Genomic DNA, 20,591 nt, shown 5'->3' with positions numbered 1-20,591 from the left:
CTCACGCTATATGAACCCGGTTTCTACCGGCATTCTTCGCATCATACAGCGCCGAGTCCGCACGGCGCATCGTCTCATAGAGGCTTTCCTCGTCTACCTGTTCAGCGACACCAAAGCTTGCGGTTGGCCCCCAATCGGGTGCTTTTTCGGCAAATCGTAACTTGCTGAGAGATTCGCGCAAATTCTGCGCCAGGCTTTCGGCAGATTCCATATCCGCATCCGGAATAAACACCACGAACTCTTCACCACCCATACGCGCAGCTACTGCTGTTTTGGGGAGTTGCGTGTTAAGCAATTTGCCAAAGGCCGCGATCACCCGATCACCACCATCGTGACCATAGGTGTCATTAACGCGTTTGAAGAAATCAAGATCGCTCATAATTACCGAATAGCGAATACGCGCACCTTTGCGGGCCAGCACGCGAGAAACATGCCGGTCAAAACCGCGGCGGTTATAAATCTGCGAAAGTTCGTCCACCTCTGATTGCTCGCTCGCCTCCCCCACCATGTGAGAAACAGTGGTCAGAAGCAGCAGCAAACCACGCACGACATGCACAAACACGCCAATTGAGAGCGATAAAATCACATGCATCGTATTGGCTGGATCATCAGGCCTTATATCCGCACCCGGACCAGAGATTAGAAAAGCTTTCGAGAAGTAATGAAGGCAGGCAACAACAGCGAGTGCCATCATCAGCCTATCAGCGAGGCGCGGCATTCCGGAGCGATAAATCACGCGTATCATTAAAAGCTGCGCGACACAAAGTGGTAGCTGATACAAAAAGCGATGCAGAAACGACGTGCGCGGCAGTTCTGAAATCAACATATTGCAAAGTATCGCGGCGACGAAAAATCCACCGATCAATTTCCAATCGATTTTCTGGCGGTAAATACTTTGCAACCCGATAATGGCTGCCAGGAATGCCGTCATTGAAAGCGCAAATGAAATGATGACAAGCAGCCGCGCGTTGATCGCAACCGGAATCCAGTAACCGAATATTGAGACGAGTGCTGCCGCGATCGCCGCTAATGTAAACCAGCGCGGGGCAGCATAATTGCGCTCCTGCATAGCTACAAAAGCGAATGTCAGAATGAAAACGCACGAAACCGTAAGATTAACAGTGAGAAAATACGGAACGAGCGTCATATATCAGCACCTTTCAACATTCTCACGAGTTAAAGGAATACGAAGAAAATTTCATTAAGAACGAGGCTATTCTTTACAGGAAAATCAGCATTCACACAGCATTTAGACATAAGGCACGTTTAAAAAACTACCTTTGTATTACGTTAATCAGTATTCATTGGATCCCTATAATTTGTACTTATCGTAATATTTTTCTCAATTTCGGAAAAGTGCCTTGTAAAAGTACGAATTGCCGCATATATGTGTCTCATCGATTTTGTTTTCGAATGTTGCGGCGTGCCTCTTTCGCCACCCGGTACTTCTTTCAAACTCGTGAAATTCGGCGATGGTCCGTATGGATCATTATATTTTAACCGTGCGATTTGAAAGGTATTCAACATGGCAAACGGAACAGTAAAATTCTTCAATTCAACTAAAGGCTTCGGCTTCATTCAGCCTGATGACGGCGGCGTAGACGTGTTCGTTCACATCTCTGCTGTTGAACGTTCGGGCCTGAGCTCGCTCAACGAAGGCCAGAAGGTTAGCTTCGACGTCGTTGCTGATCGCCGTTCGGGCAAGAATGCAGCTGAAAACCTGCAGGCGCTCTAATAATTATTCAAGCGGCGTTTCAAAACTCCGCTTGCGTGATTGCGCTAAGAAATTTGTCTCCAATCTTTGACCACGGATGTACTGGCATCGATTGTTGAGACTTATGAAGGTCGGGTCCATGCCCGGCCTTTTTATTTGTCACCTTAACGGTGATGACCGCACCGAGTATCGCGAACCTGAAATTCGTATCACTTGGAAGCAGCACTTGGAGCGAGCCATACTAGTAAACTTTTGAATCTAGTTTGGCTTAAGGTTTTGAAGTTCCTAAACGTGAATGCAACACAAATGGTAGGAACTGCAAATCCACCACACTCGTGCGACGCTGCACTGCAGCAATGATGGGAGAACCGTCCATGTCTGATAACGACAACGAAAACCTCACCAAAGACACACTCTTCAAGCCCAATCCTTCAAGAATCGAAGCGAAAAACGCCACCACGGACAAAGCGGCTAAAGCGATCATGAAAACGGAACGCGACGCTGTGGATGCGAAAACTGCGCGTCTTCGAGCGGCCCGCCTCGAACGCGATCAAAGCGAATAATTTCCGAACCAGCCACCAAAATCATAATAAGTTCTTTGCACGAATATTGACGTTTACGTAATAAGCCGATAGCTTTTAAATATATCCAGCCCCAAGGCTGATCGAATTGCTGAATATCAAAGTGCATCCCGATAGGTTTGAAGCGTCTTTTGGAAATGATGCGCATTGAGAAAACGCAATTCGTAGCCTTTTGAGGAGAAGGTTTAGGAGGAAAGATGTATCGCGCCCCGGTTTCTGAAATTTCGCATACACTGATGAAAGTCGCAGGCCTTGAAAAAGCAATCGCAGACAATCGGTTTCCCGAGTTTTCCTCTGATCTGGCTGAAGCCATTCTGGAAGAAGCGGGCAAGTTCGCCGCTGAGCGCGTGGAACCGCTTCGCATTCCCGGCGACAAACACGGGGCGAGCGTTAAAGACGGCGTTGTCACAACCGCTCCCCGTTGGAAAGAGCTTTATGCCGACTGGATTGCAGGCGGCTGGAATTCGCTGACCGGTACGACCGAATATGGCGGTCAGGGGTTACCGACCATGATGTCGGTTGCTGTCAGCGAAATGTGGAATTCCGGCACATTGGCTTTTGCCATTGCTCCCACGCTCACGATGGGCGCTGTTGAAGCGTTGGAAAAGCACGCTTCTAAAGAACTCAAAGATATTTATCTCGAAAAGCTCATTTCCGGCGAATGGATGGGCACCATGAACCTGACCGAGCCGCAGGCGGGTTCTGATGTGGGAGCATTGCGCACCCGCGCCGAGCGCAGCGATAACGGCTCTTATCGCATCTTCGGCCAAAAGATTTTTATCACCTATGGTGAACATGACCTGACCGACAACATCGTTCATCTCGTGCTAGCCCGCCTGCCCGATGCCCCTGCTGGCACCAAAGGCATATCGCTGTTTCTCGTCCCTAAATTTCTCGTCAATGCGAATGGTTCGCTCGGACGTCGCAATGACGTGTTCTGCTCTGGCCTTGAACATAAGATGGGCATCCACGCCTCCCCCACCTGCACCATGATCTATGGCGATGGTTTTGTGAAAGGAGAGGAAACAGGCGCAGTCGGTTATTTGATTGGCGAAGAAAATCGCGGCCTCGCCTGTATGTTCACCATGATGAACAATGCCCGCCTGCTGGTCGGCATTCAGGGCGTAGGCGTTGCGGAAGCCGCTTATCAGCAAGCTTTGAACTATGCGAAAGAACGCAGGCAGGGCCGCGCGCTTGGTGGCGATCCGAAAGCCGGCATGAGCCCAATCATTGAGCATCCAGACGTGCAGCGGATGTTGCTAACTATGAAGGCGCTGACGCAGGTTGCTCGCGCGATCACCTATTCCTGCGCCCATGCCATCGATATGAGCCATGCAACTGAAGACGCAGACGAGCAATTCTGGTCGGAACGCGCGGGACTTCTGACACCCTTGGCGAAAAGCTTTTCAACTGACGTTGGTGTGGATGTTGCCTCGCTTGGTGTGCAGATCCATGGCGGAATGGGCTTCATTGAGGAAACAGGTGCAGCACAATTGCTGCGCGATGCCCGCATTACCCCGATTTATGAAGGTACAAACGGCATTCAAGCTATCGATCTTGTGCTACGCAAATTGCCGCTAGGCAATGGCGAGCATATCAAGGGCTTCTTTGCAGAGCTGCAGGACGAAGCAGATAAGGCCACGACCTCGAACCGTCCTGAACTAGGCGAAACCGGATCACGCCTCTCCACTGCCATCAGTGAAGCCCGCGAAGCAACCGAATGGCTGCAAAAGGCAGCAGCCGAAGGTCGCACAGAGGAAGCACTGGCTGGTGCCACACCTTATCAGCGCCTGCTTTCGTTGACTGCTGGCGGCGCATATCTGGCGCGGGCAGCGTTGACCAGCGATGATAATGGCCGCGCAGCTCTCTGCCGCTTCTTTGCAGAAAACATGCTGGCGGAAGTGTCTTCTCTCAAAGACACCGTCATCACAGGCGCATCCAGCCTTGCAGCCGCTAAATCCGCATTGGAGGGATGAATATGAGCGAACATGTTCTGATCGAACGCAGAGATGCGGTGCAGATTATCCTGCTGAACCGAGCTGACAAGAAAAACGCTATCACTCGCGCCATGTATGCCACCATGGCTAAGGCGCTTGTCGATGGTGATGCTGATGACGCCGTTCGGGTGCACGTGTTCCTTGGCGTGCCGGGAGCATTTTCATCCGGCAACGACATGCAGGATTTCATGGCTGCTGCATCAGGCGGAAGCCTTGGACAAGAAATCCTCGACTTCCTCACCGCTCTATCGAGCGCGAAGAAGCCAATTGTCTCCGGCGTCGATGGTCTGGCGATTGGTATCGGAACAACTATTCATCTACATTGCGATTTGACATTCGCCACCAGCCACGCACTGTTCCGTACACCATTTGTCGATCTGGGGCTTGTACCGGAAGCAGCATCCAGCCTGCTTGCACCACCGCTTATGGGGCACCAAAAGGCCTTTGCACTTCTGGCAGTCGGCCATGGTTTCGATGCACAGGCCGCACTTGAAGCTGGCATTGTGTATAAGATCGTCGAAAGCAGCGACCTTGAAGCACAGGTCATTCAAGCCGCAGACGAAATCGCCGCAAAGCCCCCTCAAGCCATGCAGATTGCACGCAGCCTGATGCGGATGCCTGCCGAGCCTGTTGCTGATCGCATTCAACGCGAAGCAAAACACTTTGCCGAACGGCTAACTTCGGATGAAGCGCGTGAAGCCGTGATGGCATTTCTCAGCCGCAAGAAATAAACAGGCAAAAAAATACCCGGATGGGAATACCATCCGGGTGGCTTTGTTGGAGGTCAGCCAATTTGTTGCTCCGGCATCGTGGCCTTTAATATCTGGAAAGGTCCTTCGTCTTTCCAGACAACCACCAAGCGGCGCGTTCATTCTTAGATAGTACAGAAATCCGACGAGAACGTGTTCACACGCGAATGTGATGATTTATGCGTTATTACGCGCATCTTGTTCCGAAAACCGCTTCACACTTTTCGGGATGCGCTCTAGTTCCTTGCAATAATCTCACGACCTTCGATCACCATACGAACACCCAGTGAACCGGTCTTGCGACGTGCGAGAAAACGCGGACGACGGCGACGTGGTTCCTGTCCCTGACGGCGCGCCTGTGGCTCAGCAGTACGAACCGGGCCGGTGCTTTCGTAAAGCGGACGCGCAACACCATCTTCTTCAACCAGCATCATCGGCAGGTTGAAAGTTGCAGCCCATGCGCGCCAGTCGGCAGCAACATCAGCCAGATCATGTGCGACGAGCAGCGGCACTGATAGCTGTGGATCTTCATGCATCAGTTCGAGCGTTACGGTGATTTCGCCGAATTCATCTTCAACAGCACGGGCAACCACACCCACAAATGCATTGATCGGCAGCGCAATCGACATCGGCAGACCGCTCGAAGGCAGGATCTGACGCATAACCGCACCACGTTCGCTGATGGTGAATGTCACGTCTGCATCGCAATCTTCTGCCGGGTAAGTCACAACCTGCGGAAGGTGAAAAGGATCAAGCCGAAGTTCCTGACCTGCCCATTCTGGCTTCTTCTGTCCGTTGCTCATCATCTTCGACGCCTCTGTCTATCTCTGCCTGTTTTGTTGAGAGCCAGTTATTCCGACTTCTCTTTTGAGCATGTTCGCTCTTGTTGATTTAGAGAATAGGCGATGATTATTACCGAGGCGCTTAACGCGTTAGGTTAACTTTTCCCTGCTTTTTCATTTGGTTACTGCTTTACAACCAGCTGTAAGAACTCGGTAATTCTTGCTAATTTTCGTTTACATAAATGAAAAGGCGGACAGTTGCCTGCCCGCCTCGTTTTCGTCATATTTCGCTTATGCCACCGATCTGAAAAAATCAGATCGGTGGCATAAGCATTTGATTCCACGCGCATCTTTCTCGAAAACCGCTTCGCACTTTTCGAGATGCGCTCTTAATTACAGCACTTTACCCGGATTCATGATGCCATTGGGATCGAATGATTTCTTAATATGGCGCATCAATTCAAGCGCTACGTCCTGCTTGAAGAAGGCAAGCTCTTCGCGTTTCAGCACGCCGATACCATGCTCTGCGGAGATCGATCCGGTATAAGACGCAACAATTGTGTGAATGCGATGATTTAATTCGTGCCAGCGCGCAAGGAATGCTTCCTTGTCGGCACCAATCGGTTGCGACACGTTATAGTGCAGATTACCGTCGCCAATATGGCCGAAGCAAACGATGCGCGAACCCGGAATCATTTCCAGCGTTGCTGCATTGGCTTCTGCAATGAATTCAGGGATTTTCGCGACAGGCACGGAAATGTCGTGCTTGATCGAGCCACCTTCTGGTTTCTGCGCCCAGGACATTTCCTCACGCATTTTCCAGAACATCTGCGCCTGTGCGACGCTTTCAGCAATGGCCGCATCCTGAATGATGTCATTCTCGAACGCTTCGGTCAGAATGGTTTCAAGCGTCGTGCGTGCATCATCTTCCGAACGGGATGAGGAAATATCAACCAGCACATACCAATCATGCGGGCTTTCCAACGGATCACGAACACCATCAACATGGGCAATAGTAAACTCAACACCGACGCGCGGCATCAATTCAAAGCCAGTTAGCGATGGGCCTGCATGTTCGGTTGAAAGCTGGAACAGGCGCAGCACATCTTCCGGGCTGCGCAGACCAGCATAGGCCACGCCCTTGCCCTTTGGCTGCGGGTAAATCTTCAAAACGGCTGCAGTGATGATGCCAAGCGTGCCTTCAGAACCGATGAAGAGGTCTTTCAGGTCGTAGCCGGTGTTGTCTTTCTTGACATAGCGCAGATCGTTGAGAATCTCGCCATTTGGCAGAACCACTTCAAGGCCAAGGCAAAGCTCGCGCATATTGCCATAGGCCAGAACAGCGGTGCCGCCTGCATTGGAACCAAGATTACCGCCAACCTGACAAGAACCTTCGGCACCAAGCGACAGCGGGAACAGACGGCCGACCTTCTGCGCTTCGTCCTGAAGGTTTTTCAGGATCACACCGGCTTCAACAGTTACCAGATTGCCGACCGGATCAACCGCACGCACCTTGTTCATGCGGCCCAGCGACAGCACGATTGCTGTGTTGCTCTGATCTGGCGTCTGACCACCAACAAGACCGGTATTGCCGCCCTGCGGAACCACTGGCGTCTTAGTTTCATTGGCAAGCTTCATGACTGCAGAAACTTCTTCCGTCGAAGCGGGGCGCAGCACCAGCGGCGAGTGCCCCTGATAAAGATCGCGCTGCTCAATCATAAAAGGCGCAATGTCTTCTGGCGCGGTCAGCGCATTCTTGTCGCCAACGATGGCTGCAAAACGTTCGATCAGGGCAGTTTCGAGCATGTGCTTCTCTTGAATGTTTGGGGAACTAGCGCGGGGCCGCCGCACGTTTAAGACGATCATTGATGGCCTCACCGAGACCATCAAACGGAATGGGTTCAACAGCGATTGTTACGGCACCCGTCGCATCAAGCTTGCGCATGAAGTCAAACAGGTTGCTTGCTGCTTCGCGCAAATCGCCGCTTTCGCTGAGATTGAGAATTTGGGTAGCTTCATCGCCGCCTGCAACGCGTGTCGACCCAAAGGCCAGCAGCGCCTCGCCGGGCTCCACAATCTTAACATCAAGGCGCATTGCAGCATCCGGTGCATAATGAGATTCCATCATGCCCGGTGCTTGAATGGCTGCATTATGCTCAGCGCGGATAAGCTTCACGCCAAGAAACGCTTCAATCTCTTCTGCGGCCAGCCCACCGGGGCGCAGCAGATGCACGCGCTCGCCATCGACTTTGACGATTGTCGATTCAACACCCACGCCACATGGACCGGCATCAAGAATAAGGTCGATCTTACGGCCCAAATCATCGGCCACGGCTTTGGCCGATGTTGGGCTGATGCGGCCCGATGTATTAGCGCTCGGTGCTGCCACAGGGCTGTCGAGTTGTTTTATAACATCCCGCACTTGGCCGGTTGGCATACGGATGGCCAGCGTATCAAGCCCCGCCGTCACCAGCGAATGAATCGGGCGCGGCGTGTCTTGCGTTGCTTTGAGCGGCAGAACAATTGTGAGTGGTCCCGGCCAGAATCTCTCTGCGAGCCTGCGCGAAATGGTATCAAACGTCACATAACGCTCGGCCATAGCTATGCTGTTCACATGGGCAATGAGCGGGTTAAACTGCGGGCGACCTTTGGCGGCAAAAATACCGGCCACGCCTTCACCATGTGATGCGTCAGCGGCAAGACCATAGACCGTCTCAGTCGGAATCGCGACAAGGCCACCGCGGGCGAGTACTTCTACCGCGCGCGAGACAGCTTTTTCATCGAATTCCAGAATATCGGCCAAGGTCATTCTCCTGCCGTGTCAGAGACGCGCATCTTTTCTGAAAACCGTTTCACACTTTTCAGGATGCGCTTTAGCTACACAAAGCGTCGCTTCTGAGCAAGAGACTCCTATGCGCAGTTGATGCAAGATCGGAATGAGTTATGAAAAAGGCCGCCTAGAAGGCAGCCTTTTGTGTTTATCCGGCGATTTTCGAGAAATCGGCCACTTTACTGGTGGCAGTGCGGATTTGTTCAAGCAGTGCCAAACGATTGGCACGGACGTTTTCGTCCTCGTCATTGACCAATACGCTCTCAAAGAATGTATCGACCGGACCACGCAGCTTGGCGAGTGCCAGCATTGCACCGCCGAAATCTTCGCGGGCAATGGCTTCTTCGGCTTCAGTGGATGCGAGGGTCACAGCCGCATAGAGCGCCTTTTCCTCGTCGAGCTTCAGCAGAGCAGCATCAACGCTTTGCGCGACCTCTGTGCCCTTCTTTTCTTCCGCAGCCAAAATATTGGCGGCGCGCTTGGCACCAGCCAAAAGATTCTTGCCGTCTTCCTCATTGATGAAGACGATCAACGCTTCCAGACGACGGGCAACCAGCAGAAGATTATCGGCATCCGATGTCAGAACCGCATCAATCGCGTCATAGCGCGCGCCTTCTTCCTTCAGATGAACCTTGAAGCGGTCATGCAGGAAGGACAGAAGATCAGCCAACAATGGTTCAGCATTGGCTTCGATTTCCGAACGCGCCTTTGTTTCAAGATTACGCAGTGCGTTATCGACGTCCTGTTCACCGTCCACATCGCCCGACTTTTCAGACAGAAGCTTTGTTTCAAACTCGCGCAGCTTGCGCTGAACCTGACCTTCTTTAAGCGACGCATAAGCCGAGCGCAGAAGTGGCAAGAGCGGAAATTTCCAATCCTGCGACAGAATCAGGCGGATCACGCCCAGTGCTGCACGACGCAGTGCAAACGGGTCTTTCGAGCCGGTTGGCTTTTCGTCAATTGCCCAGAAGCCAACCAGCGTATCGAGCTTATCAGCCAGAGCAACGGCAACCGAAACCGGGCTTTTCGGCACGAAATCAGACGGACCCTGCGGCTTGTAATGTTCTTCGAGAGCCGTTGCGACGGATTCGTTTTCCCCCTGAAGGAGCGCATATTTGCGGCCCATTGCACCCTGAAGCTCAGGGAATTCTCCCACAACTTCCGTGGTCAGATCAGCTTTTGCCAGAACTGCTGCGCGCGATGCAAGCTTTGGATCAGCACCGACCAGCGGCGCAATCTGACTTGCAAGCTCACGAATACGCTCAACGCGTGCGCCTTGCGTACCGAGCTTAGCATGGAAGGTCACATTGAGGCCGTCGAGGCGCGCCATGCGCTGATCGAGCGGCTTTTTGAGATCAAGGCCGAACTTCTCACCCGATGCCGCAAGCTTATCGAGATCAGGCAGATCATGCTGATCTGTGTGCCAGAAATAGAGCGCATCAGACAGGCGTGCGCGCACGACCTTGCCGTTACCATAAGCGATTTCCGTGCCGCCATCGCGCGCTGCGATATTCGACACCAGAATGAACTTGTTCGACAGCGCTTCCGTTTCGCCCTGCTTGCGGGTGACAAAGCATTTCTGGTTCACGCGGATGGTGAGCTGAATGACTTCCGGCGGGATCGCGAGGAACTCTTCCTCAAACTCGCCCATTAGCACCACAGGCCATTCGACCAGACCCGAAACTTCTTCAAGAAGGCCCGCGTCTTCGACCAGCTCCAAACCGGATGCGAAAGCGAGATTATGCGCATCCTGCGAGATAATTTCCTTGCGACGCTCCGCATCCAGAACAACGAAGGCCTTTTCAAGCTTATCGACGTAATCCTCAAAACGGCGCACTTTGATCGCCTGACCATCGCTTAGGAATCGATGACCATAGGTGACATTGCCCGACTTGATACCGTCAACGTCGAACTCTACCACAACGGTTTCTTCGGTTTCAGGTCCAAACGTGCAGAGGATCGATTGTAGCGGACGCACCCAGCGTAGCGCACCCGGCTTATTGGAAGCCGCACCCCAGCGCATGGACTTTGGCCATGGGAAATTACGGATTGTCTGCGGCACGAGTTCGGCGATGATTTCTTCTGCAGCACGGCCCGGCTTTGTCAGATGGGCAACGTAGAAATCACCCTTCTTTGGATCGGAATGCACATGCGCCTGAGAAACATCCGAGAGACCAGCCTTGCGCAGAAAGCCTGCAATTGCCTGGTCAGGTGCGGTAACTGACGGACCCTTGACGTCTTCATGGACGTCTTTTGAGCGCACAGTCAGTCCACGAATATCGAGCGTCAAACGACGCGGGGTCCAATAGGCAGTGGTTGCCTCATAGGTGAGACCAGCTTCCACCAGACCATCGGTGATCATCTTCTTGAGATCACCGGCAGCCTTGCGCTGCATACGTGCCGGGATTTCTTCAGAAAACAGTTCGAGCAATAAATCAGGCATAATAATTACTCGCCCTCACGCTTGAGATTAAAACCACCGGCATCCGTCAAAAGGAACGCTTCGCCGCACTGACGCGCGAGATTGCGCACGCGCAGAATATAGCTCTGGCGTTCAGTCACCGAGATCACGCCACGCGCATCCATCAGGTTGAAAACGTGAGATGCCTTGATGCACTGGTCATAGGCCGGAAATACACACTTATGCAGCGAGCCTTCGCCCGTGCTGCCCGCCTTCAAAATGGCCTCGCATTCGCGCTCTGCATCGATAAAATGCTGATACAGGATTTCGGTATTGGCCATTTCAAAATTGTAACGGGAATATTCCTGCTCGGCTTGCAGGAAAACATCGCCATAGGTGAGTTTTTCATCGCCTTCGAGACCATTGAAGTTAAGGTCATAGACATTGTCCACGCCCTGGACATACATGGCGAGGCGTTCAAGACCATAGGTCAACTCACCCGCAACCGGCGAACATTCAATGCCACAAACCTGCTGGAAATAAGTGAACTGCGACACTTCCATGCCATCGCACCAGCACTCCCAGCCAAGGCCCCAAGCGCCAAGCGTCGGGCTTTCCCAGTCGTCTTCCACAAAGCGCACATCATGCAGCGTCGGATCAAGACCGATGGCGCGCAGCGAACCCAGATAAAGATCCTGAAGGTTCGGCGGCGATGGCTTGATGATCACCTGATACTGATAATAATGCTGCAAGCGGTTTGGATTTTCACCATAGCGGCCATCTTTTGGACGGCGCGATGGCTGCACATAGGCAGCTTTCCAAGGCTTTGGCCCAAGCGAACGCAATGTGGTTGCCGGGTGGAACGTACCCGCCCCGACTTCCATGTCGTAAGGCTGCAAAATAGCGCAACCGTGTTCCGCCCAATAATTATGGAGCGTCAGGATCAGACCCTGAAAGGAACGGGTGGGGTGCATATGTGCTGGCAACGTACTGGACACAGGGTCAGGCCTTGTTATTGAAATGATTGGCCCGGTCTAATTTGTCCGCCTGCCACGGTCAAGCATGACATTTGATCGCTGAACGCTCGCAAGCAAACATCGACAAATAGAAAGCCCGGAAATCGATGAGACTTCCGGGCTTAAAAACTATTCGGTTTTGCTTTCAGGGGCTTTTGCCGGGGTCAGGTTCTTATCCTGAACTGACGCTTCAGAAGGATTAGGATCCGGCGCCAGACCCTTTTTCAGCTTCTCTTCGATCTTGACCAGTTCTTCTGGCTCAGGCTTGCCAGCAATGGCATGGTTCCATTGGAACGTCGCTTCCAGCTGACGACCCGTCCGCCAGTAGGCATCGCCAAGGTGATCGTTAATGGTCGGGTCTTCGGGGCGAAGCTTTACGGCCTTTTCAAGCTCAACGACGGCTTCCGGATAACGGCCCAGCTTGTAATAAGCCCAGCCAAGCGAATCGACGATATAGCCATCTTGTGGGCGCAGATCGACCGCCTTCTTGATCATGCCGAGCGCTTCATCAAGGTTTTCACCACGATCAACCCACGAATAGCCAAGATAATTGAGAACCTGTGGCTGATCCGGATAAAGCTCCAGCGCCTTACGGAAATTCGGCTCCGCCTGATCCCATTCCTTCAGCCGCTCATGCGCGATGCCGCGCTGATAGAAAACCGGCCAATCCTTGCGCTCTGGCTTTTCAATCTGCTCAACAGCCGCATCATAGATTTTCGCAGCATCGGCAAAATTCTTGTCCTGCGCATAGACGCCGCCCAATGCGAGATAAGTGCGGATATCTGTCTTGTCGCGCTTTAGCAACGTTTTGAGCTGTCCGATTGCATCGCCAGTCTTTTCGTTTTCAGCGAGATTGAGCGCACGCTGCATTTCCGCATCACGCCTGTAAGGCGACCATTCCGGCACGCGCGCATAATATCGAATGGCCTGTTCTGGTTGGCGCAGCTTGGCGGAAATATCACCAAGCTGATAAAGCGTTGCGTCATTATCAGGGCGTAGTGGCAGCGACATTTGCAGATAAAGCTTGGCAAAGGCTTCTGCCCCGCCGCGATTGATCGCAGTGCCAAGCGTATAAAGCACTTCGCCGACGCCCTGCTGCGCGTTGTTAACCAAACGGCGATGTCTCTCACCGTTTTCGAGTTTCTCACGCAGTGCAGTGATCGTTATACGGCCATTCAAAAGCTCTTCAGCATCCTTGAGAAGCTTGATCGCCCCTGCCCTGTCGCCGCGACGCAGCTTGAACGAAGCATATGACATGACAACGCGTTCATAGGTATCAGGAGCAGCAGCACCACCCTGACGATCATCAACAGCCTGCTGGTAGTAGTTGCGCGCATCTGTTCTCAGACCAGCAACATCGGCAATCATCGCCGCATTATAGATGCGAAACAGGTTGTACCATTCCGGCCCTTTGATATTGACGACATCGGAAAGCGCTTCCTGTGCATTTCCCTGCCCGACTTTCACCCATGCGCTAATAAGATTAGTCGCGAGTTCGTCCATGTCGGACTTCACCGATAGCATCAGCAACGGCTCAGTTTTGCGATATTGTTTTTTCGAAAGAGCATCAATCGCCAGCGCAACGCGAGAAAAGCGTTCAATCTCTGGCTGATCTTTCAGTTCTTCGGCAATTGGCAATGCTTCTTTGAAACGACCTTCGGTCAGCAATGCGAGTAGAAGATTTTGCTTGATAAGATCATTGCTCGGATCAAAAGCCATAGCCTGACGATAAAAATCGACGGCTGCGGAAATATTGTTGTCGGATTCAGCGGTAAGCGCAGCAAGATAAGCGCCTGCAAAGGAACCCGCGCGGACTTGTGGAGCCGGATCTATACTTGTTTTAGCCATTGCCGCATTGAACGGCATCGCCACTCCAGCCAAAGCCAGAAAAAGCAATCCGTAAAGCGGACGACGTTTAGATCCCTGCCGCATAAAGCTCAGTCCTCTTTCCGATTCCGTATAAGCACCCTCTGTTTAGAGGAGCCTCAAGCATGGCCTTTTTGGGGTCCAAGCGCAAGAAAAGCATCCGTGATGGATGCTTTTCTTGTTATTCTTTATCAGCATGTCGTCAACCCGAAACCGGTTTCCACTTTCGGGCGACATGCTAGAAAAAAGCATCCGTGATGGATGCTTTTCTTTTATTCTATTCAATTAGCTATGCAGCAAATCAGTTCACCCGGCTGATGCAGAAGTCGATGACTTCAATCAGCGCATCCTTTTCAGGGGACGCATTCAGCGGCGCCAAAGCATCGCGGGCCATTTCACCAAAGTCGCGTGCGCGCTGAACAGTTTCAGCAATAGCGCCATGCTTCAGCATCAGGCCAATGGCTTTTTCGAGCGAAGCGTCATCACTCGCACCTTCTTCGATGGCATGCTTCCAGAAAGCACGCTCATCATCCGAGCCATGACGATAGCTCAGGATAACCGGCAGTGTGATCTTGCCTTCGCGGAAATCATCGCCGGTGTTCTTGCCCAGATCAGCGGCAGAGCCACCATAATCAAGCGCATCGTCGACAAGCTGGAATGCGAGGCCGAGGTAAAGACCATAATCACGAAGAGCCGCACGATCAGAGGGCTTTGCATCTGCGATGATCGGGCCAACTTCCGCAGCAGCAGAAAACAGCGCGGCGGTCTTAGCTTTGATCACTGCCAGATATTCGTCTTCAGTGGTTTCCATGTTCTTAGCCGCAGCGAGCTGCATCACTTCACCTTCGGCAATCACCGAAGCAGAGGTTGCAAGTACATCCAGCGCATCAAGCGAGCCGACATCGACCATCATCTTGAAAGCCTGACCGAGCAGGAAGTCGCCAACCAGAACGCTTGCCTGATTTCCCCAGATCATGCGTGCTGTGCTTTTGCCGCGACGCAGATCGCTTTCATCAACCACATCATCATGAAGAAGCGTTGCTGTGTGCATAAATTCGACGGCAGTAGCGAGGCGTACATGGCCTTCGCCTTCATAGCCAAACATACGCGCACTTGCGAGCGTCATCATCGGGCGAAGGCGCTTGCCACCGGATGAAATCAGGTGGTTTGCCACTTCCGGGATCATCTCAACATCGGAGCCGGCACGAGACAGGATCAGCTCGTTTACACGACCCATATCAGCCTTTGTCAGATCGACCAGAGGCTGAACCGATCCTTCCCGCTTCGTATTCCCGTCAAGATTCAAAACCACACCCAATGCCGTTACTCCTAGCTGCTGACCACACTATGTGCGTGGATCAGAACGCTCAAGGTGCCTCACAGCCCCTGCAACGCCCAAGCTTTTTTATTCAGAGCCTGTTCACCATTGAAGGAGGCAGTTGTCAATGCGGTCTATTGAATACAGAGTGTCGAAATGATCGAACTTATGCGCACAAATGATTCCGTTTTGCTGTCAGTTGCTGAAGCTCTGATGAAAGAAGCTGGCATCATCTATTTCATCGCTGATACCAATATGAGCATTCTTGAAGGTTCACTCGGCATAATACCGAGACGTTTTCTGGTTGAAGAAGACAGACTGGATGAAGCCAGACGCTACCTAATTGATGCCGGTCTGGAGCATGAACTCAAAGAACATGGCAAATAAAGTGCCTGAACAAATAGAAGAAACGCTGGATGTGTTTCATCGCGGCGCATTTCATCTCGTGCAACCTGCGATGAAAGGCCATCGCTCTGGCGTGGACGCAATGATTCTCGCAAGCAGTGTGCCGAATGACTTCAAAGGCCGTCTCGCCGATCTTGGAAGCGGCGCGGGCGCTGCGGGTCTGGCGGTTGCGGCGCGGTGTAAAGATGCACGCGTGACACTTATAGAACGCTCTGGCTTTATGCTCGGCTTTGCGCACAAAAGCGTGAACCATCCACTGAATGCTGCCCTGCGTGATCGCATTGATATTCTGGAAGCTGATGTTGCGCTCACCGGAAAAGCACGCACCGAAGCAGGACTGATCGATAACAGCTTCGATTACGTCATCATGAATCCGCCGTTCAATGAAGCGAGTGACCGTGCAACGCCCGATCCTGTGAAAGCGGAAGCGCATGTTATGCCCGAGGGAATGTTTGACCAATGGTTGCGCACGGCATCGGCTCTGCTTCGTCCCGGCGGAAGCGTCTCGATTATTGCGCGCCCTGCTTCGCTTGCGCCGATACTAGAAGCGTTGAACCGGCGATTTGGCGGATTGAAGATCATTCCGATCCTGCCGCGCCCTGATGCAGCCGCCATCCGCATTGTGATTACGGGCATTCGCGGCAGTCGTGCCGGTCTATCTCTTATGCCAGCGCTAGTTCTGCATGGCGATGCGGGCAATGAATTCACGCAACGTGCCACAGCAATCAGCAATGGCCAGACGTCATTGCTTTAGGGACAGCTCGTGAAAAAATGTTTGCAAGCGATGGATCGTGCCGATGCAAAGGCTCGATTCGAACTTTTTGACCATGGCAATGGACTTTATTCCTTTGAGGAAACCCAGGAATTTCTCGATGACGTGCCGGAACTCGGTCCCTATACCTATTGGGGTACGACTTACGCTTCGGGACTTTACAATGACCCAAGCGAGGCCATGCGGGAAGCCAAAGCGCTGATTCCGTGGCTCTCAGAAATCAGCTAACAATAGAATCTGGAAAAATGAAGACATGCTTCTGATCATTGGAACCATTCGCCTGCCTGCCGAAAAAATTGATGAAGCCCGGCCAATTATGCAGCAAATGATTGAAGCAAGCCGTGCTGAAGATGGCTGCGTCGATTACACTTATTCTCAGGATGTACTTCAACCAAGTCTCATTCATGTAAAAGAGGTCTGGCGTGATCGGGTTTCACTGGACAAACACTTCTTGTCTGACCACATAGGGGACTGGCGCTCTGAATGGCCAAAACTCGGCATAACGGATCGCAACCTCATGCTCTATGAAGTAGGCGCTCCGGTAAAAACCTGAAAAGAAGAAGAATGACAAAAACTCCGCAGCCAGCTCGCCCCGTTTCCATCATGCGCCGTTTTCTGGATAGCGAATCTGCGGGTGGCATTGTGCTTATGGCCGCAGCGGCATTAGCGCTGATTGTTGCCAATTCACCTTTCTCCAAAACCTATTTCGACGCCCTGCATTTTTATATTGGTCCGCTCAGCCTATCGCACTGGATCAATGACGCGCTGATGGCGATCTTCTTTTTCCTTGTAGGCCTTGAGATAAAACGCGAGTTTCTCGATGGTCAGTTGGCCAGCTGGCCCAATCGCATATTGCCAGGGATAGCCGCTGCCGGTGGCGTCATCGTGCCTGCGCTGATTTTCGTGGCCTTCAACTATGGCGACCCGGAAAAAGTGCGCGGCTGGGCCGTCCCGTCGGCTACCGACATTGCTTTTGCGCTTGGTGTTTTATCGCTGCTTGGATCGCGTGTACCGTCGAGCCTGAAAGTGTTTCTGGCGACGCTTGCGATCCTTGATGACCTCGCAGCCGTCATCATCATTGCGATCTTCTATACCGCTGAAATTTCTATGCCTTATCTTGGCGCGGCTTTTGCAACAGCAGCCGTGCTGTTTGCGATGAACCGTATGGGTGTTTCCCGCTTGCTGCCTTATCTTATCGGCGCGGCACTGTTGTGGTTTTTGGTATTCAATTCAGGCGTACACGCCACCGTCGCAGGTGTTGTTGCTGCACTCATGATCCCGCTGAAACCTGCAAAGGCCAAGCCGGATGATATGAGTTCACCACTGCATACGCTGGAACACGCGCTTGCAAAGCCTGTCGCCTTCTTGATCGTGCCCGTATTTGGCTTTGCCAATGCTGGCATTTCCTTTACCGGCATGACGCCGTCCATCATCTTCGACACTCTGCCACTCGGCATCATGCTCGGCCTTTTTGTCGGCAAGCAAATTGGCGTGTTTGGCGCTGCATGGCTGGCGATTAAAGCGGGTTTTGCACAGAAGCCGATGGGCGCAAGCTGGGGGCAACTTTATGGCGTCGCGATCCTGTGCGGTATCGGCTTTACCATGAGTATCTTCATCGGGCTTTTGTCTTACCCGTCAGAATTGTTGCAGGCGGAGACGAAAATCGGCGTTCTCACTGGTTCTGCACTTTCCGCAATATGTGGTTACATGCTGCTTAGAATGTTGGCAAAGCCAAAAAAATAACAAATATTCAATGCCCGGAACGAAATTCCGGGCATTTCTCTTTGTGTTTGCACATTTGCTTCCTACATTCGCTCCAACATAAGTTTTGAAGTTGGAGTTTAATTTGTCCGGGATTTTGTGCCGTTTCATTCCGCGCCGTTTTCGCAAAAAAGAAATTGAGATTCCTGTTGTGCGTCTGCATGGCGCAATCATGAGCGGCGGCTCCTCGCTGCGCCCATCGCTTTCGCTCGCAAGCGCTTCCGGCGTGCTGGAAAAAGCCTTTGGCGACAAAGAAACGCCAGCCGTTGCCATTTCGATCAATTCGCCCGGCGGCTCGCCCGTGCAATCGCGCCTGATATATCGCCGCATTCGTGACCTTGCAGACGAACACCAGAAGCGTGTTTTCGTGTTTGTTGAAGATGCAGCCGCATCCGGCGGCTACATGATCGCGCTTGCGGGTGATGAAATTATTGCCGATCCGTCGTCAATTGTCGGCTCTATCGGCGTTGTTTCCGCCTCATTTGGCTTCCCGGAACTGCTCAAGAAAATCGGCGTCGAGCGCCGCGTTTACACTGCTGGCCAAAACAAAGCCGTACTTGACCCGTTTCAGCCTGAAAAAGAAGCCGATATTGAGCGCCTCAAATCGCTTCAGCTTGAAATTCATGCGACCTTCATCGACATGGTCAAGGAGCGTCGTAGCAGCAAGCTGGCAGACAATGACGATCTGTTTACCGGCATGTTCTGGACAGGCACCAAGGGCAAAGAACTCGGTCTCGTTGACGGGCTTGGCGATATGCGCAGCTTCCTGCGCAAAACCTATGGCGACAAGGTGAAACTCAAGCTCATCGAACCAAAGCGCGGACTGCTCGGACGCAAAGCACCCGGCGTTGAAATTGCGCTTGGCGGCATTGATCCGGCATCGATTGCGGCTAATCTCGGCGACGGTCTTCTCTCTGTTGCTGAAGAAAAAGCGCTTTGGGCGCGATATGGTCTTTGAAATTCACCATTTCACCATGATATGATGCATAATCCTAAAAATTAGTGTTATGCTTCTTGCAACGAAGTTTCCCTGCGTGATCCCGAAAAGGCATTTCGGGATCGTATGACAGCCTGAGGACTAGAGGCCATGCCCCAGCTTATCTTTCTGCTGCTGATACTCGCTGCCGCTTGGTACGGCTATCGTTCGTTCAAGCGCGAAGCGGTTCGCGTAACCCAGCGCGTGCGTCGGGCAGAAAAAGAAGCCCAGAACCGTGCGCATGGCACTTTGGTGCAGGACCCAAAGACCGGCGAATATTACGTCAAAAAAGACTAATCCTGATTTACCTTTAAAATGCATAATAAAGCACAGGCCGCGCAAACGGTTCGCTACACTGCTCCGGCCAAGATTAATCTCGCGCTCCATGTGACGGGGCGCAGAGACGATGGTTATCACCTGCTCGATATGCTGGTGGTCTTTGCCAATTTCGGTGATCGCATCACCGTTCGGGAATCCGACGAAGACAATTTCACCATTGACGGACGTTTTGCTGAGGGCATCCCGCTTGATAGTGGCAATCTGGTTATCAAAGCGCGCGATGCTTTAAGAGCGCATACGGGTCGCAAACTTTCACCCATTGCCATCCACCTTGAAAAGAACCTGCCAGTTGCCTCAGGCATCGGCGGTGGCTCAAGCGACGCGGCAGCAACACTTCTGGCACTCAACGAAATCTGGCGGCTTGGTCTTGATCACAACACGCTAGCAGAATTTGGTCTGAAGCTTGGCGCTGATTTGCCCATGTGCCTGCATGGCGCAGCTTATGGTGCTCCACTTGTTGCGCGGGGCATCGGCGAGCAACTAACCGAAGCCCCTCAAATGCCATCGCTCTCCATGCTGCTTGTCAATGACGGGACGGCCATTGCAACGCCAGATGTCTTCCGTGCGTTGACAAAGCGAGACAATGCCCCTCTTCCCGCACCTGCTCACAGCAACGTCGAAAATATCTGCGCTTATCTCGGCTCGACGCGCAACGACCTTCTGCCCGCAGCGCTATCCATTGCCCCGCACATCAACGTCAAGCTTGATCTCTTGCGCGCAAGCGGTGCGCTTTTTGCGCAAATGTCTGGATCCGGCGCAACGTGCTTTGCTATCTTTAAAGACCAGCAGAGAGCAGATGCCGCCGCATCGCATATTCTTACGCAAAAGCCTGACTGGTTTGTGGTTTCAAGCCATACCGCGCCGTCCGCACAGTGACGAAAGCGGCCACTTTTCCGCCTCATACTGTTCACATATACTTGAATAAATAGCTGCCTATAAAACAATCTTCTGGTTTCAAGGGTTCATTGTCTACCAATTAGGATACAATGCGTGAACCAAACGCTGGCTATGCGCAGCCGATTGAAAGGCCTATCTCTTAATCATCGAAACGACGAACACATCGCCGCTTCACACAAACCAAGGA

Annotated in this window: 20 protein-coding genes; 12 read left to right on the top strand and 8 right to left on the bottom strand. The window is 52.4% G+C overall.

Annotated elements, in window-relative coordinates:
- Position 1 precedes the first annotated feature (1 nt).
- A complete protein-coding gene (locus WH356_RS00100) occupies positions 2–1,147 on the bottom strand; it encodes a GGDEF domain-containing protein (protein ID WP_339507959.1) in 1,146 nt (381 codons plus the stop codon).
- 378 nt (positions 1,148–1,525) lie between these two features.
- On the opposite strand from WH356_RS00100, the gene WH356_RS00095 reads away from it, so the two are divergent.
- The 4 genes from WH356_RS00095 to WH356_RS00080 all read left to right on the top strand — a co-directional run bounded on the left by WH356_RS00095 (position 1,526) and on the right by WH356_RS00080 (position 5,023).
- Positions 1,526–1,735, top strand: a complete 210-nt coding sequence (locus WH356_RS00095; RefSeq protein ID WP_094506436.1) for a cold-shock protein — start codon at positions 1,526–1,528, stop codon at positions 1,733–1,735.
- Between the two features lie 353 nt (positions 1,736–2,088).
- A complete protein-coding gene (locus WH356_RS00090) occupies positions 2,089–2,277 on the top strand; it encodes a hypothetical protein (RefSeq protein ID WP_339507956.1) in 189 nt (62 codons plus the stop codon).
- A 215-nt stretch (positions 2,278–2,492) separates the two neighbouring features.
- Entirely contained in the window at positions 2,493–4,271 is a 1,779-nt protein-coding gene (locus WH356_RS00085) for an acyl-CoA dehydrogenase (RefSeq protein WP_339507955.1), read from the top strand.
- A 2-nt stretch (positions 4,272–4,273) separates the two neighbouring features.
- Positions 4,274–5,023 carry a crotonase/enoyl-CoA hydratase family protein gene (locus WH356_RS00080; protein ID WP_339507954.1) on the top strand — a complete coding sequence of 250 codons (750 nt, stop codon included), beginning with the start codon at positions 4,274–4,276 and terminating at the stop codon, positions 5,021–5,023.
- A 254-nt stretch (positions 5,024–5,277) separates the two neighbouring features.
- Here the strand turns inward: WH356_RS00080 and WH356_RS00075 are convergent, their stop codons facing one another.
- The 7 genes from WH356_RS00075 to WH356_RS00045 all read right to left on the bottom strand — a co-directional run bounded on the left by WH356_RS00075 (position 5,278) and on the right by WH356_RS00045 (position 15,254).
- Entirely contained in the window at positions 5,278–5,847 is a 570-nt protein-coding gene (locus WH356_RS00075) for a DUF6101 family protein (protein WP_339507953.1), read from the bottom strand.
- A gap of 369 nt (positions 5,848–6,216) precedes the next feature.
- Positions 6,217–7,629, bottom strand: coding sequence for an FAD-binding oxidoreductase (locus WH356_RS00070; protein ID WP_339507952.1), 1,413 nt, complete (start codon positions 7,627–7,629; stop codon positions 6,217–6,219).
- A 25-nt stretch (positions 7,630–7,654) separates the two neighbouring features.
- On the bottom strand, positions 7,655–8,632 hold the full coding sequence (locus tag WH356_RS00065; protein WP_421565312.1) for an L-threonylcarbamoyladenylate synthase: 978 nt from the start codon (positions 8,630–8,632) through the stop codon (positions 7,655–7,657).
- A 169-nt stretch (positions 8,633–8,801) separates the two neighbouring features.
- Entirely contained in the window at positions 8,802–11,096 is a 2,295-nt protein-coding gene (glyS, locus tag WH356_RS00060; protein WP_339507949.1) for a glycine--tRNA ligase subunit beta, read from the bottom strand.
- A 5-nt stretch (positions 11,097–11,101) separates the two neighbouring features.
- Complete coding sequence (locus WH356_RS00055) at positions 11,102–12,028, bottom strand: glycine--tRNA ligase subunit alpha (RefSeq protein WP_339508897.1); 927 nt, start codon at positions 12,026–12,028, stop codon at positions 11,102–11,104.
- Between the two features lie 171 nt (positions 12,029–12,199).
- Entirely contained in the window at positions 12,200–14,002 is a 1,803-nt protein-coding gene (locus WH356_RS00050) for a tetratricopeptide repeat protein (protein WP_339507948.1), read from the bottom strand.
- 235 nt (positions 14,003–14,237) lie between these two features.
- Positions 14,238–15,254: a polyprenyl synthetase family protein gene (locus WH356_RS00045; RefSeq protein WP_339507946.1), complete on the bottom strand. Its 1,017-nt coding sequence runs from the start codon at positions 15,252–15,254 to the stop codon at positions 14,238–14,240.
- A 156-nt stretch (positions 15,255–15,410) separates the two neighbouring features.
- Between WH356_RS00045 and WH356_RS00040 the strand changes: the two genes are divergently transcribed.
- From WH356_RS00040 to WH356_RS00005, 8 genes are all read left to right on the top strand, one after another.
- Positions 15,411–15,641 (top strand): putative signal transducing protein, encoded by a 231-nt coding sequence (locus tag WH356_RS00040; RefSeq protein WP_339507944.1) that lies wholly within the window; start codon positions 15,411–15,413, stop codon positions 15,639–15,641.
- A complete protein-coding gene (locus WH356_RS00035) occupies positions 15,631–16,413 on the top strand; it encodes a tRNA1(Val) (adenine(37)-N6)-methyltransferase (protein ID WP_339507943.1) in 783 nt (260 codons plus the stop codon). Before WH356_RS00040 ends, WH356_RS00035 begins: the two co-directional genes overlap by 11 nt.
- Positions 16,414–16,422: 9 nt before the next feature.
- A complete protein-coding gene (locus tag WH356_RS00030; RefSeq protein ID WP_339507941.1) occupies positions 16,423–16,659 on the top strand; it encodes a hypothetical protein in 237 nt (78 codons plus the stop codon).
- A 25-nt stretch (positions 16,660–16,684) separates the two neighbouring features.
- Positions 16,685–16,984 carry a putative quinol monooxygenase gene (locus tag WH356_RS00025; RefSeq protein ID WP_339507939.1) on the top strand — a complete coding sequence of 100 codons (300 nt, stop codon included), beginning with the start codon at positions 16,685–16,687 and terminating at the stop codon, positions 16,982–16,984.
- Positions 16,985–16,995: 11 nt separating this feature from the next.
- A complete protein-coding gene (gene nhaA, locus WH356_RS00020; RefSeq protein WP_339507938.1) occupies positions 16,996–18,174 on the top strand; it encodes a Na+/H+ antiporter NhaA in 1,179 nt (392 codons plus the stop codon).
- Positions 18,175–18,277: 103 nt separating this feature from the next.
- Positions 18,278–19,150, top strand: a complete 873-nt coding sequence (locus WH356_RS00015) for a S49 family peptidase (protein ID WP_339507937.1) — start codon at positions 18,278–18,280, stop codon at positions 19,148–19,150.
- A 129-nt stretch (positions 19,151–19,279) separates the two neighbouring features.
- Entirely contained in the window at positions 19,280–19,465 is a 186-nt protein-coding gene (locus tag WH356_RS00010) for a hypothetical protein (protein WP_007873680.1), read from the top strand.
- Positions 19,466–19,483: 18 nt separating this feature from the next.
- The gene (locus WH356_RS00005; RefSeq protein WP_339507936.1) at positions 19,484–20,383 is read left to right on the top strand and encodes a 4-(cytidine 5'-diphospho)-2-C-methyl-D-erythritol kinase; all 900 of its coding nucleotides are present in this window, start codon (positions 19,484–19,486) and stop codon (positions 20,381–20,383) included.
- Positions 20,384–20,591 lie beyond the last annotated feature (208 nt).

Origin of the sequence: Ochrobactrum sp. MYb379, assembly GCF_037479515.1 — a bacterium.
GTDB lineage: Bacteria > Pseudomonadota > Alphaproteobacteria > Rhizobiales > Rhizobiaceae > Brucella.
Note: the sequence above shows the minus strand (reverse complement) of the source record. Positions and strands in the feature narration are given on the sequence as shown.

Excerpts from the sequence above, each read along its gene's own strand:
- WH356_RS00070 (WP_339507952.1), bottom strand. The coding sequence starts at position 7,629 with ATGCTCGAAACTGCCCTGATCGAACGTTTTGCAGCCATCGTTGGCGAC.
- WH356_RS00055 (WP_339508897.1), bottom strand. The coding sequence starts at position 12,028 with ATGCACCCCACCCGTTCCTTTCAGGGTCTGATCCTGACGCTCCATAAT.
- nhaA (WP_339507938.1), top strand. The coding sequence starts at position 16,996 with ATGACAAAAACTCCGCAGCCAGCTCGCCCCGTTTCCATCATGCGCCGT.
- WH356_RS00040 (WP_339507944.1), top strand. The coding sequence starts at position 15,411 with ATGATCGAACTTATGCGCACAAATGATTCCGTTTTGCTGTCAGTTGCT.
- WH356_RS00090 (WP_339507956.1), top strand. The coding sequence starts at position 2,089 with ATGTCTGATAACGACAACGAAAACCTCACCAAAGACACACTCTTCAAG.
- WH356_RS00085 (WP_339507955.1), top strand. The coding sequence starts at position 2,493 with ATGTATCGCGCCCCGGTTTCTGAAATTTCGCATACACTGATGAAAGTC.
- WH356_RS00095 (WP_094506436.1), top strand. The coding sequence starts at position 1,526 with ATGGCAAACGGAACAGTAAAATTCTTCAATTCAACTAAAGGCTTCGGC.
- WH356_RS00010 (WP_007873680.1), top strand. The coding sequence starts at position 19,280 with ATGCCCCAGCTTATCTTTCTGCTGCTGATACTCGCTGCCGCTTGGTAC.
- WH356_RS00065 (WP_421565312.1), bottom strand. The coding sequence starts at position 8,632 with ATGACCTTGGCCGATATTCTGGAATTCGATGAAAAAGCTGTCTCGCGC.
- WH356_RS00005 (WP_339507936.1), top strand. The coding sequence starts at position 19,484 with ATGCATAATAAAGCACAGGCCGCGCAAACGGTTCGCTACACTGCTCCG.
- glyS (WP_339507949.1), bottom strand. The coding sequence starts at position 11,096 with ATGCCTGATTTATTGCTCGAACTGTTTTCTGAAGAAATCCCGGCACGT.
- WH356_RS00075 (WP_339507953.1), bottom strand. The coding sequence starts at position 5,847 with ATGATGAGCAACGGACAGAAGAAGCCAGAATGGGCAGGTCAGGAACTT.
- WH356_RS00035 (WP_339507943.1), top strand. The coding sequence starts at position 15,631 with ATGGCAAATAAAGTGCCTGAACAAATAGAAGAAACGCTGGATGTGTTT.
- WH356_RS00080 (WP_339507954.1), top strand. The coding sequence starts at position 4,274 with ATGAGCGAACATGTTCTGATCGAACGCAGAGATGCGGTGCAGATTATC.
- WH356_RS00050 (WP_339507948.1), bottom strand. The coding sequence starts at position 14,002 with ATGCGGCAGGGATCTAAACGTCGTCCGCTTTACGGATTGCTTTTTCTG.
- WH356_RS00025 (WP_339507939.1), top strand. The coding sequence starts at position 16,685 with ATGCTTCTGATCATTGGAACCATTCGCCTGCCTGCCGAAAAAATTGAT.
- WH356_RS00100 (WP_339507959.1), bottom strand. The coding sequence starts at position 1,147 with ATGACGCTCGTTCCGTATTTTCTCACTGTTAATCTTACGGTTTCGTGC.